Source organism: Streptomyces cavernicola, assembly GCF_029968035.1.
GTDB lineage: Bacteria > Actinomycetota > Actinomycetes > Streptomycetales > Streptomycetaceae > Streptomyces > Streptomyces cavernicola.
Genome location: NZ_JASCIQ010000053.1, coordinates 23,097 through 39,313, shown reverse-complemented (window position 1 = coordinate 39,313; position 16,217 = coordinate 23,097). Strand labels below are relative to the sequence as shown.

Below are 16,217 nucleotides of genomic sequence, written 5' to 3'. Positions count from 1 at the left end.
GGCTGTGCTAGGTCGGCTAGGCGCGGCTACTCTGAGCGCATGACGAAGCCGACGACGGACGACCGCCCGCCCTACAAGCGGGTCGCTGACGTCCTACGGCAAGAGATCGCCGCCGGCCGACTCAAGCCGGGCGACCAGATGCCGTCCTACCGCGAGCTGCAAGAGCGGTTCGAGATCGCCAACATGACCGCTCGCAGTGCCCTGCGGGTCCTGCGCGAGGACGGACTGATCTACACCGTCCAGGGGCGGGGCAGTTTCGTCATGGACCCCGCCACCACCAAGGGCGGGCAGCCCGCGTGGTGGACCGCGAGCGCTGCGCCGACCAAGGGCCCGTCCACGTCGGAGGACCAGGCCCCTCAGGACACGCCCCTCACCGAGACTCTTCGGAATGTGCTGGGCCAATTGGACGAGCTGACCTCGGAGGTCGGACAGCTCAGGCATCAGGTGTCCGCTCTTGAAGGGAAGGTCGAGGAGCTAGAGCGCCAAGACGAGCGTTGAGTTCTTCCGCCTGTTCGTGGATCTCCCACATCTGACTGCGCAAGACCCCGACCCGCTCCGAGATCTGCGCCAGCAGTCCCGCCACTTCCTCACTCACCGCGTTCGTCTCCCTTTTGCTACGCGTCCTGCTCGATATGCGCGCCATTCCAGCTCGGTGCACTCACCACCCCGCTCACCGAAATCCGGCCTGGCGCATGACAGTTCAGTTACGGCGGCCTCGGTAAGTGCTGTGGTGAGTGACGCCCACGGCCGCACTCACCACCCTGGCCGCGAAAGCGGACACCGGCCCTGAAGCACGCGGATATCCCGCCCCACGGCACAACGACTTGCCTCCACGTCCCGCCTGGCGGACCACACGCCGCCTCCTTCCGCTCACCACGGGGCCGGACACCCCGCATCGACAGGAACCAGGGTCCGGAGAAAGGCCGGTTGGGCCAACCGGCGATCGTCGGGTATGTTTCGCCGCCATTTCGCACCTCCCCCTTTCGCTCACCACGAGGCCGACCGGCCGCGCTCGTGACCACAACCATCCGGACAATCCCCGGTTTCGGTAACCGGGACTTCCGTGATAAAGGCCCGCCGAGCAGTCCGTTCGGCGCGGCGATTCAGAAATCTCGGTCGCCCTGTCGCACGCCAGCCGCCCGTCGCGCCCATACAAGGCACAAGTGCGCGGACGATGCGAACTAGCGGGCCCAAGACGGAACTTGCTTCCTGGAATGGAAGTCTCACGACTACCAGGCAACTCGCTCAATAGCGCTTTTTAGCCACCCTTGTCTCATTTCACCTTCACGTTTTCGCGCGTACAACAGCCCCAAGGAGCCAGAGGCCGTCGTACGTGACCGCCCCACGTGAGATGTGACCCGCATCACTAACGCCCCTTCTCTGCGGACGACTTCGGGCAGCTCCCTCGCCGAACGCGACTGAGGCCACTTCACCAGGCACGGGCTGTGGATAAGTTTCGGCGACCCGAAGAACAGGACACCGCAAATACTCATGAATCGACACCAACAGGCCCAACAGGGCCGCGCCTTAGGCGGATCTCTCTGGCTGCGCAAGCACAGTGACGATGCCGACCACGCCGGAGCGGCAGGCGAGCGGCGGAGCCGAAGCCGCCAAGCGAGCAGGGCTGTTAAGACTTTCTCTACTTGATCAAGGCGGCCCGCTATCGCGGGCCGCGCGGCGCGGCGGCCGTACCGCCGCACCGCTCCTGTCTCGCGCCCCGCTCCGCGACGGCCCCGCCGCTCGCGCCGCAAGCCATGCGATACGTACACCAGTTCGAGTAGAGAGAGCTACGACAGTCCGCAGCCAGACAGCACGACACCCCGCAGCCAGCCACACCATCGAGGCTCGGCACGACCAGGCCGCGCACGCCCAGAGGACCGAACAGCCAGGCCCACCAGCCAAGTTGCCCACTCATGACAGCCGAGGCTCCGTGGCTGGGGCGGACGGCCTCCACGGCTTTAGCCACCTGTTCGGGCCGGGGCCCGCGTCGGGCAAGGACAGGGGGCCACTCGTGCCAAACAAGGGCAGGCACCAAAGCCTGCCCGAGTTGCCGGGAAGCGTACGGCCCCCTGACCATGCCCGACCCCAACCCGAACAGGACACCGGCCAAAGCCGTTCCGGCCGCCCGCGTTGTCATCTGCGGCACACAGGAACCCCGCCCAGGAGCTTGAGCTGAACAGCCGACCACGCAAAACGCTCGGCTGGGAAACCCCAGCCGAGCGTCTCGCTAAGCTCCTGGCCACAGCCAGTTGATCACCGTTGCAATGACCCCTCGAATTTACCAAGGGAGGGGGCTTCGTTATTCAGACGTCAGAGGACTGCCAGCTGGAACGCGGAGTCCCTGTACTCATCCGTTGAAGTCTTGGTGACATAGACGGTCACCGTGTGCTCGGCGTTGCCGCACACCGAGGTGGGCCTCGTCCACGCGTTGGTGTTGTTGCCAGAAACCGTGTTGGCCACAGCCATGGTCTTGCCGGTGTCGATCCAGTCCGCGACCGTCACGCAGTACTTGCCCGTGTCCGCCTTCCAGCTCTTCACGATGTTCTTGTCCGACAGCAGCTCACCCGCGCTGGAGACCCGCGCGGCGGCCTGCGCGTTCGGCGTGTTCATCGGGTCCTGGTCGGCGACGGCCGGAACACCGGCGGCACCGACGAGAGCGGCAGCGGCCGCGACGACCATGGCGATCTTTCGCACGATCTTCTCCTTGACCAGACTCCCCGCCGGGCCTTCCCGACGGCGGAGCGATGCGGCCCAGAATGATCAAGAGGCAAGACAAGATCAACAACAGACCGGTCTGCCGTCGTCGAGTTCGTCGATTTCAACCCGAGCGGGGGAATCACACAGGTCGAGCCGGTGGCCACCGTCGTCCGCGCCGAACTCAAGGGGCGACCGCGCAAAACGTTCGGCTGGGAAGCCCCAGCCGAACGTCCGGCTAAGCTCCTGGCCAGCCAGTTGATCACTTGTGTTGCAACGACCCCTGGAATTCGCCGGAGCGACGGGGCTTCTTGCTGCCTCCCCAGGCGGGGAACGGCGCTGTGCGTGTGCGATAAGGGTCAGGCGATGGCCGCGAGTTCGGCGTCGATCAGCGCACGGGCCTCGTCGCCGTACACAGCGGATTCCGCGAGGCCGGCATGGGCCCGCTCGTACACGCCGATCTCGTCCGGGTCGCTGATGATGTGGATGGCACTGTGCGTCTCGATCTGCACCTGCCTGCCGTCCAGAAGGATCGAGAACGACGTTCCGGGGAAGGTCTTGAGATCGGCACGGTCGGGGATGATGCCCAGACGCAGCCCGGGGAGGTCGAGAGCCTCACTCAGGCGCGTGAGCTGCCCGCGCACCACGTCGTCGTCCATCCCGGCAAAGCGAGTCTTGAGCGCCGGGGCGCGCATGACCACGTGGTATTCGCGGCCGTCCTTACCGATCAGGTCACCCCGCGCAACTCGCTTGGCCACGGCAGCCTCAATGTCACCAGGCACGGGGAAGATCGTTTCGCAGGCCCGGAACATGGCCCGCGCGTAGTCGGCCGTCTGGAGATTCCCCCAGACCACACCCGTCAGGTAGTGCCTACTCGTCGTGGTGCGGCGGGTGAGGTTCAGGAAGTTGTCCTGCACCGTGTCGACGCCCTCAGCCAGCATCGTGGACCAAGGCTGCGTAGTGGTCACGGGATTCTCCTTGTCATCAGTGGGGTTGATCTGCATCTCAGGCCCTGCCAGGCCGCTCCGCGCAGTCGGTTCAGGAACAGGCGGACTGAACCGTCCGGGTGCGGCCATGGCAGGGCGCGCCGCTCCCCTCTGCTCCCCAGTCAAGAGGGCGGCGCCCCTCGTGCACCCCGGCTCGGTAGGGCTGCACGAGAGATTGGGTTGCCCGCCTGCCCAGATCAGGCCGGGGGGACCGTCACGGGGCAGGCGGGCGCTTCTCCGCACGAACGCATGGGGGTGTTCGCGCGGAGAAGCAGTCGGTAGCAGCGGGGCTCGTGCGCCTACCCCTGCCTGCCCCTCAGTGCGGCGGCGAGCGCGAGGGCGGTCTCCGCGTTGCAGCGCCCCAAATCGACCAGCGGGAAGGACGGTTCATTGGCGTACGGGACCGTGTCGACCCTCAGCGAGGGCAGCTGGACTCCCACAGCCGCGAGAGCTTCCGCCAACTCTCCACGAGCTGCCTCGGTTTCCGCGACGGTTGCGCACGTCTCGCGGTGATCCATCGGTTTCTGCGTCGTCATGTCCGCCGCTCCGTAAGCGTGGTTGCTGGTTTCGGATTTCGCCGGTGGGCTGGATGGTGAAGGCGTAGAGGCAACCGGCGTCCTGCGCGGCGAGAGACAGCGCGTCCCCCGCCTTGATGCGTTCGCGGGCGGCGCGTTCGGTGTTGTCGATCAGCCAGGCGCGAAGCCGCTCGGGGCCGTCGGAGTCGGGCCCGGCAGGTCTCTGCATGTGAGGCTGCACCCACATCGATCGCACCGGGTCGGGGTCGAGGCGGTCCGCGATCCGTCGAGCCTGACTGCGGAGCCAACGCACGGCGAGTACGGGCGAGATCGTCTCGAAGTTGTCGAGGACGTACGAGACGACTTCGCGACTGCCGTATACGGGGCCCACCGCCAGGACCACGCAGGCGAAGCTGGCCGGCTGATCCGGGATCAGGCCCGGATTCACAGTCGCTCACCGCGGCTTCGGGCGTTCGCGCGTACGGTGCCAGCCCTCAGCCGCTCCCGCATGGTGGGCGTCCGAACGCTCCTGGGGTCGGCCTGCCACGTCGCATTGCCCACGACAGGCCGCAACGTCCAGCGTTCACCCAACTCGCCGCAGTACAAGCCGAGTTGATCGCGAACGGTGTCGACCACAAGGGTTCCGACTTCGGGCGCTCCGTCGAGGGCGTGGGGGTGCTCCTTCGAGGCGGCACTGCTCTTGGCGCGCATGACGACCACTCCTCTCTGTAGCCATTCCGCTACCGGGGCGATTCAGAGTGACCTACAGTCAGAGCGTCTTCAACGTACGAGCGGAGGAGAGCACCTTGTCCAACGTCAGGGAGCTGAACCCCGAGGCGAGTCCGCAAGCCGCGTTCGGTGCCCGACTGCGCAAGTCGCGGGAGGAACGGGGCTGGAGACAGGACGAGTTGGCCGAGCGAACGGGCTACTCGGACAAGCACATATCCGCCACCGAAACTGGTCGGCGACCTCCAACTCTGCGATTTTCGCGCGCCCTTGATGCCGCCTTCGGGTTCACCGGGACCGCAGAGTCGTTCGAGCGCACCTGGGGAGAGATCCGCACCGGCATCTTGCTGGAGGGCTTTCCCGAGTACCTGGGGCAAGAGGCCCACGCAGCGGAGGTCAGGCTGTTTGAAGTGGGACTGATTCCCGGTCCGCTACAGACACGGGAGTACGCACAGGCACTGGCCGACAGTGCCGTGAAGCGGGGGCTCATCACGCCCGATCAAGCCGACGAACGAGTCTCGCTTCTCATGAAACGCCAGGCCAAGCTGGTGCGCCCGCAGCCGCCCCTGGTGATCGCGGTGCTGGACGAGAGCTGTGTCCGTCGTCCCGTCGGCGGTTCGGCCGTGATGGACGCGCAGTTGGCGAGTCTGACCGAGTTCGCGGAGCAGCCGCACACCATGCTCCAGATCGTGCCCTACGCGGTCGGCGAGTACCGGCCTCTTGACCGCTTGGTGAACCTGCTCACCCTGCAAGACCGGTCCGTAGTCTCCTACGTCGAATCAGAGACCCAAGGGAACCTGGACCGGACACTGGCTTCCGTGCTGCCACTAGTGAAGGCCTACCATCAACTACAGGCCGTTTCGCTGTCGCAGACTGCGTCTGTGGACATGATTCACCAGTTACGAGGTACCGATGACTGAGCCCGAGACCCTGCGCTGGGTCAAATCCTCCTACAGCAACAACGGTGGTTCCTGTGTGGAGTGGGCACCGAGCTACGCGTCCGCCACTGGCAAGGTTCCTGTCCGTGACTCGAAGAACCCTCACGGCCCGAACCTGATGTTCGCCACTGGTGCGTTCGCGTCCTTCGTGATGGGCGTCAAGGGTGGAGAGTTGGGCACTTCCTAGTCGCCCTCGTGAATGCCGGCCCACTGCTTCACATCAAAAGCCCCGCCATACACCCGAGTTGGGAGTACGGCGGGGCTTCGTCATGTCCCGCCCTTGAGCGCGGGAGCCCGCAGGCCGCGAGCAGGTCGCCCCGGCGGGCGCAGCACTACTGGATGGTGAGGTAGAACTCGTTGGGCGCGAAGTTCCCGTTGGTGTCACCGCTGATCACGGGAATCGTGCGCGGGTCGTTGCCGCACTCGGAGCGGCCCATGGAGACCTGCACGGTTCCGCCCCGGCTGGCGAACCTTCCGAGGGTCGCGGTGAAGACGCTCTCGGAAAGGTCGATGCGGGGGTCGGAGACGTGCACGCAGTAGACGCCACCGCCGCTCCAGGTCACGTTGTCGATGTTCTTGGACTTCAGGAGCGTGCCGTTCGACGACACATGGGCGGCGGCCTGGGCGTACGGGGCGTAAGCGTCGGCGGAAGCAGCTGTTGCCGACGTGGCGACGAGTGCGATCGAGCCGACGCCAAGGGCGGCGGAACGGGCCAGCGTGGTGAGGAACATGGCACTCCAGAGAGCATCAGAGGAAGCCCGAAGACAGCGGGCACGGGGGTTGCGCCGCGAGTCGGGGGCGAGGTGAGTGATCAGGGCGCCTACGGGCTCTGGGTGTCTACAACCCGGACGCCCGACGACGACAGTGACGATCGCAGAACGGGTCGCAAACCGGGACATGCCGAAACGTTGCGTCGCCACCAAGTAGTGAATGATCTTGCTCTGTCCTGACGGCACAAGACCCTTGCCGCCCGGCTGCAAGCACAAAGCCCCGGACCTCGCCCGGTCCGGGGCCTGTCGTTCACCTGTAGTGCTGCGCTCAGCCCTTCACGCAGATGACCTGCTTGAGCTTCGCCACCACCTGCACCAAGTCCCGCTGCTGCTCGATGACTTGGCTGATCGGCTTGTACGCGCCCGGGATCTCGTCCACGACGCCGGAGTCCTTACGGCACTCCACACCCCGCGTCTGCTCCTCCAGGTCCCGCGCCGAGTACTTCCGCTTGGCCGCGTTCCGGCTCATCCGGCGGCCGGCACCGTGCGAGGCCGAGTTGAAGGACTTCGGGTTGCCCAGGCCGCGCACGATGTAGGACTCCGTGCCCATGGAGCCGGGGATGATGCCCCACTCCCCCGAGCCCGCGCTGATCGCTCCCTTACGGGTGACAAGGAGATCCATCCCGTCGTACCGCTCTTCGCTGACATAGTTGTGGTGACAGCTGATGACACCAGGGCGGTACTCGACCGTCCTCATCTGACCTTCGGCATCTTCCTGCTGGCAGGAGATGACCGGCTCGAAGGTCGGCCTGGCCTTCTTGAACTCCTTGCGGACGACGTCCTGGAAGAGGCCCATCATGATCGCCCGGTTGTACTTGGCGTACTCCTGGGCCCAGAAGAGGTCGTTGCGGTACGCCGCCATCTGCGGGGTGTCCGTGACGAAGACGGCGAGGTCGCGGTCGACCAGGCCCTGGTTGTGCGGCAGCTTCTGGGCCACGCCGATGTGGAACTCGGCGAGCTCCTTGCCGATGTTCCGCGAACCGGAGTGCAGCATCAGCCAGACCGCGCCGGACTCGTCGAGGCAGAACTCGATGAAGTGGTTGCCGCCGCCGAGCGTGCCCATCTGCTTGGTGGCCCGCTCCTGGCGGAACTTGACCGCGTCGGCGATGCCGTCGAATCGCGCCCAGAAGTCGCCCCAGCCGGAGGTCGGGAAGCCGTGCAGCCGGCCCGGGTCGACCGCGTCGTCGTGCATGCCGCGGCCGACCGGAATGGCCTGCTCGATCTTCGAGCGCAGCCGCGACAGATCGCCGGGCAGGTCATTGGCCGTCAGGGACGTCTTGACCGCGGACATCCCGCAGCCGATGTCCACGCCGACCGCCGCCGGGCAGACCGCGCCGTGCATCGCGATCACGGAGCCGACCGTGGCGCCCTTGCCGTAGTGCACATCGGGCATGACGGCGAGGCCCTTGATCCACGGGAGCGTCGCGACGTTCTGCAGCTGCTGGAGCGCGACGTCCTCGACGGACGCCGGGTCCGTCCACATCCGGATCGGCACCTTCGCGCCGGGAACCTCTACATAAGACATAGCTACCTCAATCCCCCGAAATCCCCAGCGGCAGTGCGGAGTCATGGAGAGGTCCACTCGTCCGACGGCCTGCCGGGGCCGAAAAGTCTGTGCGCGCAAAAACCCGGCTGAAAGCCTGCAAACAGGACGCCCGACCGGCGTTCGCGGCTGCGCTTGCGATACACATTGTGTTCACCGGCCGCCTCCCGGCGGCAACCGTTTTTCGTCCGGCCGGGCAGGACCCGCGCACGACCAGGCATCACCACGCGCGACCAGACCCGACCGACCCGAACCGACCCGAAGGGAGCCGCGACCGTGCAGCGTAGGGGGTACGTCCCGGGCGCAGCCGCTCTCCTCGCGGTACTGCTCACCGCATGTTCGGGCGCGACCGGGGCCGACGACCCGACCGACGACGCCAAGCCCGGCGAGGTCTCCGCGACGCAGACCGCCGAGCCCGGCCGGTACCGCACGCTGCCGGACGCCTGCCGCGCCGTCGACCACAGCACGCTCGACCGCATGCTGCCCGGCCTCAGCCAACTCGACCGGGAGCAGCGGGCGAAGGCGTACGAGGGCTCCGCCGCCGTCACGTACGACACGGACCGGCGCGTGGGCTGCTCGTGGAAGGTCGAGTCGCCGGACTCCACGCACCACCTCGACGTCGACTTCGAGCGCGTGGTGTCGTACGACGGCGCGGTCAGCGACGACGCGCGGGCGATGGAGGTGTACGGGCAGAAGGAGAAGGCCGCCGACCTGCCTGAGCCGTCCCCCGGCACGGAGACCGCCGAGACCGACGGAAACGGCGAGTCCGACTCCCCCTCCGGCGGCGCCTCATCCTCCTCCGGCGGCACGGCCGCGGACGCGGCGGACGACGCCAAGTCCCCCGAGAACTCCGCCGACAAGACCGGCGACGGCAAGAACCCTGGTAAGACCCCCGGCAAGAACGACGGCAAGAACAGCGACGGCGAGAACGCATCCGCCGCCGACGACACCGCCGGACCAGACGGAACAGACGGAACAGGCGGAACAGACGGGACCGACGGGACAGATGGGGCCAACGGCGAGGGTGAAGCGGTCGTTCCGGACGAATTGCTGCCCCGCGTCCTGAACGGCCTGGGCGACGAGGCGTTCGTCGACGACCGCCTCACGTCGGCCGGTTCGACGGTTCGGAACCGGACCGTGACTGTGGTGTTCCGCACGTCCAACGTCGTCGTGACCGTCCAGTACGACGAGCAGCCGGCGCGTGGCACGGAGCTGCCCGACAGCAAGGAACTGCAGGACAAGGCCCGGGAACTGGCGGGCAGGCTCGCCGAGGAATTCGCCGACTGACCCTCCCGCGGCCCGCCCCGGAACCACCCCCGCACCCCCTGCCGCCTTTACGTATCCCTCACGACCCACGCACCTTCCGCGTACCGTGGCTGAGCGGAATCCGCACGGAACCGGAGCCGCCGCACGTACCGGCACCGAACTGCACGACTGATGAGCGAAGGAACCATGCACCGAAAAGGACCGCGATTCACCCGCATACTCGCCGCCTGCGCAGCCGTGCCCGTGATCCTCACGGCAGCTGCCTGCTCCTCCGACACGGACGCGAGCAAGGGCGACGGCGGAGGCAAGAGCGACTCCGGCAGCAGCTCCTCCTCCGCGGCGAGCGGCAAGAACAAGCCCGCGACCGTCGAGAAGGCCGCGTTCAGCGAGCTGCCCGACGCCTGCGAGACGCTGAAGGGCGACACGATCGAGGACCTCGTCCCCGAGGTCGACGACAAGTCGGGCAAGTCGGCCAGCTCCGAGGACGCCTCGGCGCGCTCCTCCTGCTCCTGGACGGGCCTCGACAGCAACGGCACGAAGGGCTCACAGTTCCGCTGGCTCAACGTCGGCCTGGTGCGCTACGACTCCAACGCCACCCTCGGCACCGGTGACAAGCTCGCGCAGACGCAGCTCACCAAGAAGATCGACGAGGCCAAGAACCTCGACGGTGCCAAGGACGTGAAGACGAAGGTCCTCGACGGCGTCGGCGACGAGGCCACCCTGGTGACCTTCGACCAGAAGAAGAAGGAGGGCGACTTCAAGAACCACCGTGTGGTCGCCCGGGTCGAGAACGCCGTCGTCGTCATCGACTACAACGGTGCGGGCCTGGCCGGCGCCGGCGCCCCCGACTCCAAGGAGATGGCGAAGGACGCGCAGGAGGCGGCCGAGGAGGCCATCGCCGCCGTCAAGGACGCCAACAAGAGCGACAAGAGCGGCACGGGCAGCGGCTCCAAGACCGGTTCGTCCGCGGGCAGTTCGGGCGACTCGGGCTCGGGCGGCAGCTCCGGCTCCGACGACGACAGCGACAGCGACAGCGACTCGGGCAAGACCACGAAGCGGCCCAGCAAGCACTGACGCCGCGTCACGCCCGGTCGGCAGCAGCGTCGGCAGCAGCACGGCCGGGCCACGCGAAACCCCGAGGAGCCCGGACACGCGGAAGCGTCCGGGCTCCTCGCACGCCCACCCCAGAACCTCAACGGACCGGCCCGCCGCCTACCCGCCCGCGACCGCTCGTACGCATGTGCCAGGCTGTGCGACGCAACAAGCCGAACAGGGAGGGGTTCGCGGGTGGCCGCGATGCAACTGACACGCACGCACCGGATACTCATCGGTGTCGTGATCGCCGGAGCGGTGGTCATCGCCGGCATCGGCTTCGCGGGGTCCTACGCGGCCGTGCGTGAACTGGCGTTGAAGAAGGGCTTCGGCAACTTCAGTTACGTCTTCCCGATCGGCATCGACGCGGGCATCTGCGTGCTGCTCGCCCTCGATCTGCTGCTGACCTGGATCCGGATCCCGTTCCCGCTGCTTCGGCAGACCGCGTGGCTGCTCACCGCGGCGACGATCGCGTTCAACGGCGCGGCCGCGTGGCCCGATCCGCTCGGCGTCGGCATGCACGCGGTCATCCCGGTCCTGTTCGTCGTCGCCGTCGAGGCCGCGCGGCACGCCATCGGCCGGATCGCGGACATCACCGCCGACAAGCACATGGAGGGCGTCCGCATCACGCGCTGGCTGCTCTCCCCCGGCCCGACCTTCCTGCTCTGGCGCCGCATGAAGCTCTGGGAGCTGCGCAGTTACGAGCAGGTCATCAAGCTCGAACAGGAACGCCTCGTCTACCAGGCGAGGTTGCGCTCCCGCTACGGCCGCAACTGGCGCCGCAAGGCCCCCGTCGAGTCCCTGATGCCGCTGCGCCTCGCGAAGTACGGGGTGCCGCTCGCCGACACCGCGCCAGCGGGCCTCGCCGCCGCCGGGATCGAGCCGACGCTGCTCCCGCCCGCGCCCGTGCAGTCGGCCCCGGAACAGCGCCAACTCGCCCCCGTACTACGGAAGTCCATCGAAGCGGAACCCGTACCGGAAGACCCTGCCGCCCCTGCGCCGGCCCCCGCCGCGGACGGGGCCGAGCCCGAGCCCAGCCCCTGGTTCCAGGCCCCTCCCCCGGAGCAGGTCCCGTACGAGGGCGGCTACGACCCGGACTACGACCCCGAGTACGCGCAGGAGAGCGGCGAGCCGCACGGGCAGGCCACCGACCCGCAGTTCCCCGTGCCCGCCGGGCCCGGTCGCACCCGCGCCCTGACCATCCCCGGCCCGCGCGCCGAGGAGCTGCCGGAACCGGAATCCGAACCGGAACCCGAACCGGAACCCGAGCAAGAGCCCGAGGAGGAACCCCGCTTCGACGGCCCCGCCCCCTCGCCCTACGAGCTCCCGGAGGACATCAGCCGGGAGGAGGCGTACTTCGGGGCGTTCCGCAAGTACGTCAGCGAGTACCAGGACATGCCCAACGCCCGCCAGCTCGGCACCTATCTGGTCGACCTCTACGGGGTCACCGGCCAGACCGGCGGCCCCTTGAGCGAGTCGACGCTGCGCCCGTACGTCAAGGAATTCCGCAGGCGCTACCAGGAAGAGCTGGACGCGGAGCACATCGCGTAACCGGCCCGCACCGCACAGACGAGGGCCCCCTCCCGCACCGGGAGGGGGCCCTCGTCGTAAGCCGAAAAACCGAAAACCGAAAGCCGAAGACCGACGCGCTTACGCGCCGAGCAGCTTGCGCACCCGGTCCGCGCCGACCGCGAGCAGCAGCGTGGGCAGGCGCGGGCCGGTGTCGCGGGAGACCAGGAGCTGGTAGAGCAGCGCGAAGAAGGTGCGCTGCGCGACCTTGATCTCCGGCGGCAGCTCCTTGGCGGTCGCGTCCGCCGAGAAGCCGGCCTGGACCTTCGGCACGCCGTACACGAGGTGGGTCAGGCCGTCCAGGGACCAGTGCTCGTCCAGGCCTTCGAGGAGCAGGCGCAGCGATTCGCGGGACTGCTCGTCGAGGCCGGCGAGCAGCTCGGTGTCGGCCGAGTCCCGCACGATCGTGCGCTGGTCGGCCGGGACCTGGGTGTTGATCCAGGACTCGGCGCGGTCGAACCGCGGCCGTGCCTCGTCCAGGGACGCCAGCGGGTTGGCCGGGTCCAGGTCGGAGAGGATGCGCAGCGCCTGGTCCTCGTGTCCTGCGGTGATGTCGGCGACCGAGGCGAGCGTGCGGTACGGCAGCGGGCGCGGGGTGCGCGGCAGCTCACGCCCGGCGGTGCGCACCGCGCGGGACCAGGCGGACTGGTCGGCGGGCAGGACCGTGCCGTCGGCGACCTTGGCCTCCAGCTTGTCCCACTCGTCGTAGAGCCGCTGGATCTCCTGGTCGAAGGCGATCTTGAAGGACTGGTTGGGCTTGCGGCGCGCGTACAGCCAGCGGAGCAGCTGGGGCTCCATGATCTGCAGCGCGTCGCCGGGGGTGGGGACGCCGCCCTTGCTGGACGACATCTTGGCCATGCCGGAGATGCCGACGAAGGCGTACATCGGGCCGATCGGCTGCTTGCCGCCGAAGATCCCGACGATCTGCCCGCCGACCTGGAACGACGAGCCGGGCGAGGAGTGGTCCACGCCGGACGGCTCGAAGATCACGCCCTCGTACGCCCAGCGCATCGGCCAGTCGACCTTCCACACCAGCTTGCCGCGGTCGTACTCGGAGAGCCGGACCGTCTCGGCGTGGCCGCACTGGCAGACGTACGACAGCTCGGTGGTGGCGTCGTCGTACGCGGTGACCGTCGTCAGGTCCTTCTCGCAGGCGCCGCAGTACGGCTTGTACGGGAAGTACTCCGCGCCGGAGCCCGAGCCGTCGTCCTCGGCGGCGGCGCCGGAGCCCTCGGCGGCCTCCAACTCGGCCTCGTCGAGCGGCTTCTGGGACTTCTTCTGGGCCTTGGGCTTCGTGCGGTACTGGGCGAGGACCGCGTCGATGTCGCCGCGGTGCTTCATCGCGAACAGGACCTGCTCGCGGTAGACGCCCGAGGTGTACTGCTCGGTCTGGCTGATGCCGTCGTACTCGACGCCGAGCTGCTCCAGGGCGTCCACCATGGCGGCCTTGAAGTGCTCCGCCCAGTTCGGGTACGCGGAGCCGGCCGGGGCGGGGACGGAGGTCAGGGGCTTGCCGATGTGCTCGGCCCAGGACTCGTCGGTGCCGGCGACGCCGGCCGGGACCTTGCGGTACCGGTCGTAGTCGTCCCAGGACAGGACGTGCCGCACCTCGTACCCGCGGCGGCGGATCTCGTCGGCGACCAGGTGCGGGGTCATGACCTCGCGCAGGTTGCCCAGGTGGATGGGGCCGGACGGGGAGAGGCCGGACGCGACCACGACGGGTTTGCCCGGGGCGCGACGTTCCGACTCGGCGATGACATCGTCCGCGAATCGGGAGACCCAGTCCTGGGTCTCCGCTCCGGTGCTCTGGGCCACGGTGGGTTCGTCCTTCTCTCCGTGATCGGGGTGTGGGGCGGGGTCCTCCCGCCGTCCCATTGTCCCAGTTAACCGGGGCTCGGCGAAAACGCGTTACCAGAGGGGGCGGCCGGTGCGTACGCGACTGCGGCCCGGTGGGGGCTGAGCGCGCAGTTCCCCGCGCCCCTGAGATGCGCACTCCGTGCGGCATCTCCCCGGGAAGACGGCGCGCAGCGCATGTCTTCAGGGGCGCGGGGCTGTGACATCAGCGGCTCCGCCGCGGGGCGCGAGCGACCACGACGAGACCCGCACCCGGCCACGCGCCCAAAAACCCCTTTGCCGCCCCGTGGGATACTGGCCGGAATCTGAAATCCGACCCCGACCAGAACGGCAGCCCATACCCATGGCACCGGTCACCTCGATCGCTTCGAACGTCAACCAGCGCCTCGCCGACGCCCTCGCAGCCGCCCTGCCGGAGACCGTCGGGGACCCCCTGCTGCGACGAAGCGACCGGGCCGACTTCCAGGCCAACGGCATCCTCGCCCTGGCCAAGAAGGCCAAGGGCAACCCGCGTGAGCTGGCCACCAAGGTCACCGACGCCCTGGACGCGGCCGACCTGCTCAAGGAGGTCGAGGTCTCCGGGCCGGGCTTCCTGAACATCACGGTCACCGACCGGGCGATCATCGAGACGCTCGCCGCGCGCGCCGCCGACGGCGACCGGCTCGGCGTACCGCTGAAGGAGAACCCGGGCGTCACGGTCGTCGACTACGCCCAGCCGAACGTGGCGAAGGAGATGCACGTCGGCCACCTGCGCTCGGCGGTCATCGGCGACGCCCTGCGCGGCATGCTCGACTTCACCGGCGAGAAGACGATCGGCCGGCACCACATCGGCGACTGGGGCACCCAGTTCGGCATGCTGATCCAGTACGTCATCGAGCACCCGGACGAGCTGCCGGCCGCCACGGACGCCGACGGCGAACAGGCCATGTCGACGCTGAACCGGATCTACAAGGCCTCGCGTGCCGTCTTCGACGCGGACGAGGAGTTCAAGGAGCGGGCCCGCAAGCGGGTCGTGGCGCTGCAGTCCGGCGACGAGGAGACGCTCGACCTGTGGCAGCGGTTCGTGGACGAGTCGAAGGTCTACTTCTACTCGGTCTTCGAGAAGCTGGACATGGAGATCCGGGACGACGAGATCGTCGGCGAGTCCGCGTACAACGACATGATGGCCGAGACCGCCCGGATCCTGGAGGAGAAGGGCGTCGCCGTCCGCTCCGAAGGCGCGCTCGTGGTGTTCTTCGACGACATCAAGGGCAAGGACGACCAGCCGGTCCCGCTGATCGTGCAGAAGAAGGACGGCGGCTTCGGCTACGCGGCCTCCGACCTGTCCGCGATCCGCGACCGTGTCCTCGACCTGGACGCCACGTCGCTGCTCTACGTCGTGGACGTGCGCCAGTCGCTGCACTTCAAGATGGTCTTCGAGACGGCCCGCCGGGCCGAGTGGCTGAACGACGACGTGACCGCGCACAACATGGCGTACGGCACGGTCCTCGGCGCGGACGGCAAGCCGTTCAAGACCCGTGAGGGCGTGTCGGTCCGCCTGGAGGACCTGCTCGACGAGGCGGTCGAGCGGGCCACGGCGGTGGTGCGCGAGAAGGCGGAGAAGGTCGGCCTGACCGAGGAGGAGATCGTCGCCAACGGCCGGTACGTCGGCATCGGCGCCGTGAAGTACGCGGACCTCTCCACCTCGCCCAGCCGGGACTACAAGTTCGACCTGGACCAGATGGTGTCCCTGAACGGCGACACCAGCGTGTACCTGCAGTACGCGTACGCCCGCATCCGGTCGATCCTGCGGCTCGCCGAGGGCGCGAGCCCCGTCGCCCACCCGGAGCTCGAACTCGCCCCGGCAGAGCGGGCGTTGGGCCTGCACCTGGACGCGTTCGGCGAGCTCCTCGCGGAGGCCACGGCGGAGTACGCACCGCACAAGCTGGCCGCGTACCTGTACCAGCTGGCGTCGCTGTACACGACGTTCTACGACCAGTGCCCGGTCATCAAGCCGCGCCCGGCGCAGGAGGTCGCGGAGAACCGCCTGTTCCTCTGCGACCTGACCGCCCGCACCCTCCACCAGGGCATGGCACTCCTGGGCATCCGCACGCCCGAGCGCCTCTGACTCGGCGCCCGCATACGTGCCGACGGCCCGCCGGCAGTGCATTCCGGCGGGCCGTCGGGCGTTCGGTCACTCGTAGCGGGCGAACTCGGTCGTGGCGATCTTCACGAGGCCGCCGAGCGGAACGTCCTGCTGTTGCCCTTGGACACGACCTCGACGA

12 protein-coding genes and 1 pseudogene are annotated in these 16,217 nt (G+C 68.2%); 8 read left to right on the top strand and 5 right to left on the bottom strand.

Translation table 11 applies throughout. The features are described from left to right. Window positions 1–39 precede the first annotated feature (39 nt). Both QIS96_RS34165 and QIS96_RS37945 read left to right on the top strand, forming a co-directional pair. Window positions 40–498 (top strand): GntR family transcriptional regulator, encoded by a 459-nt coding sequence (locus QIS96_RS34165; RefSeq protein ID WP_282546728.1) that lies wholly within the window; start codon window positions 40–42, stop codon window positions 496–498. A gap of 1,617 nt (window positions 499–2,115) precedes the next feature. Continuing rightward, window positions 2,116–2,253: pseudogene (locus QIS96_RS37945) on the top strand (IS30 family transposase); the annotation flags it as partial. Between the two features lie 57 nt (window positions 2,254–2,310). Here QIS96_RS37945 and QIS96_RS34160 read toward each other — a convergent pair. Both QIS96_RS34160 and QIS96_RS34155 read right to left on the bottom strand, forming a co-directional pair. After that, window positions 2,311–2,694, bottom strand: coding sequence for a hypothetical protein (locus QIS96_RS34160; RefSeq protein ID WP_282546727.1), 384 nt, complete (start codon window positions 2,692–2,694; stop codon window positions 2,311–2,313). A 359-nt stretch (window positions 2,695–3,053) separates the two neighbouring features. Beyond that, window positions 3,054–3,662, bottom strand: a complete 609-nt coding sequence (locus QIS96_RS34155) for a DUF5753 domain-containing protein (protein WP_282546726.1) — start codon at window positions 3,660–3,662, stop codon at window positions 3,054–3,056. A 1,339-nt stretch (window positions 3,663–5,001) separates the two neighbouring features. On the opposite strand from QIS96_RS34155, the gene QIS96_RS34145 reads away from it, so the two are divergent. Next, window positions 5,002–5,841: a helix-turn-helix domain-containing protein gene (locus tag QIS96_RS34145; protein ID WP_282546725.1), complete on the top strand. Its 840-nt coding sequence runs from the start codon at window positions 5,002–5,004 to the stop codon at window positions 5,839–5,841. Continuing rightward, a complete protein-coding gene (locus tag QIS96_RS34140) occupies window positions 5,834–6,046 on the top strand; it encodes a DUF397 domain-containing protein (protein WP_282546724.1) in 213 nt (70 codons plus the stop codon). Before QIS96_RS34145 ends, QIS96_RS34140 begins: the two co-directional genes overlap by 8 nt. 145 nt (window positions 6,047–6,191) lie before the next feature. Here the strand turns inward: QIS96_RS34140 and QIS96_RS34135 are convergent, their stop codons facing one another. Continuing rightward, on the bottom strand, window positions 6,192–6,590 hold the full coding sequence (locus tag QIS96_RS34135) for a hypothetical protein (RefSeq protein ID WP_282546723.1): 399 nt from the start codon (window positions 6,588–6,590) through the stop codon (window positions 6,192–6,194). A gap of 307 nt (window positions 6,591–6,897) precedes the next feature. Continuing rightward, window positions 6,898–8,154, bottom strand: coding sequence for an RtcB family protein (locus QIS96_RS34130; RefSeq protein WP_282546722.1), 1,257 nt, complete (start codon window positions 8,152–8,154; stop codon window positions 6,898–6,900). 294 nt (window positions 8,155–8,448) lie between these two features. On the opposite strand from QIS96_RS34130, the gene QIS96_RS34125 reads away from it, so the two are divergent. The 3 genes from QIS96_RS34125 (at window position 8,449) to QIS96_RS34115 (ending at window position 12,081) form a co-directional block, all read left to right on the top strand. Further along, the gene (locus QIS96_RS34125; RefSeq protein WP_282546721.1) at window positions 8,449–9,459 is read left to right on the top strand and encodes a DUF3558 domain-containing protein; all 1,011 of its coding nucleotides are present in this window, start codon (window positions 8,449–8,451) and stop codon (window positions 9,457–9,459) included. Between the two features lie 165 nt (window positions 9,460–9,624). Then, window positions 9,625–10,512: a DUF3558 domain-containing protein gene (locus tag QIS96_RS34120; protein WP_282546720.1), complete on the top strand. Its 888-nt coding sequence runs from the start codon at window positions 9,625–9,627 to the stop codon at window positions 10,510–10,512. A gap of 222 nt (window positions 10,513–10,734) precedes the next feature. After that, window positions 10,735–12,081 carry a DUF2637 domain-containing protein gene (locus QIS96_RS34115; protein WP_282546719.1) on the top strand — a complete coding sequence of 449 codons (1,347 nt, stop codon included), beginning with the start codon at window positions 10,735–10,737 and terminating at the stop codon, window positions 12,079–12,081. A gap of 99 nt (window positions 12,082–12,180) precedes the next feature. On the opposite strand, the gene lysS is transcribed toward QIS96_RS34115, so the two are convergent. Further along, on the bottom strand, window positions 12,181–13,974 hold the full coding sequence (lysS, locus tag QIS96_RS34110) for a lysine--tRNA ligase (protein ID WP_282546718.1): 1,794 nt from the start codon (window positions 13,972–13,974) through the stop codon (window positions 12,181–12,183). 322 nt (window positions 13,975–14,296) lie between these two features. On the opposite strand from lysS, the gene argS reads away from it, so the two are divergent. After that, entirely contained in the window at window positions 14,297–16,060 is a 1,764-nt protein-coding gene (gene argS, locus QIS96_RS34105; protein WP_282546717.1) for an arginine--tRNA ligase, read from the top strand. Window positions 16,061–16,217 lie beyond the last annotated feature (157 nt).

What these genes read in the sequence shown, in the direction of transcription:
- QIS96_RS34165 (WP_282546728.1), top strand. Translation starts at nt 40, where the DNA reads ATGACGAAGCCGACGACGGACGACCGCCCGCCCTACAAGCGGGTCGCT.
- QIS96_RS34140 (WP_282546724.1), top strand. Translation starts at nt 5,834, where the DNA reads ATGACTGAGCCCGAGACCCTGCGCTGGGTCAAATCCTCCTACAGCAAC.
- QIS96_RS34135 (WP_282546723.1), bottom strand. Translation starts at nt 6,590, where the DNA reads ATGTTCCTCACCACGCTGGCCCGTTCCGCCGCCCTTGGCGTCGGCTCG.
- QIS96_RS34130 (WP_282546722.1), bottom strand. Translation starts at nt 8,154, where the DNA reads ATGTCTTATGTAGAGGTTCCCGGCGCGAAGGTGCCGATCCGGATGTGG.
- QIS96_RS34120 (WP_282546720.1), top strand. Translation starts at nt 9,625, where the DNA reads ATGCACCGAAAAGGACCGCGATTCACCCGCATACTCGCCGCCTGCGCA.
- QIS96_RS34115 (WP_282546719.1), top strand. Translation starts at nt 10,735, where the DNA reads ATGCAACTGACACGCACGCACCGGATACTCATCGGTGTCGTGATCGCC.
- lysS (WP_282546718.1), bottom strand. Translation starts at nt 13,974, where the DNA reads ATGGGACGGCGGGAGGACCCCGCCCCACACCCCGATCACGGAGAGAAG.
- argS (WP_282546717.1), top strand. Translation starts at nt 14,297, where the DNA reads ATGGCACCGGTCACCTCGATCGCTTCGAACGTCAACCAGCGCCTCGCC.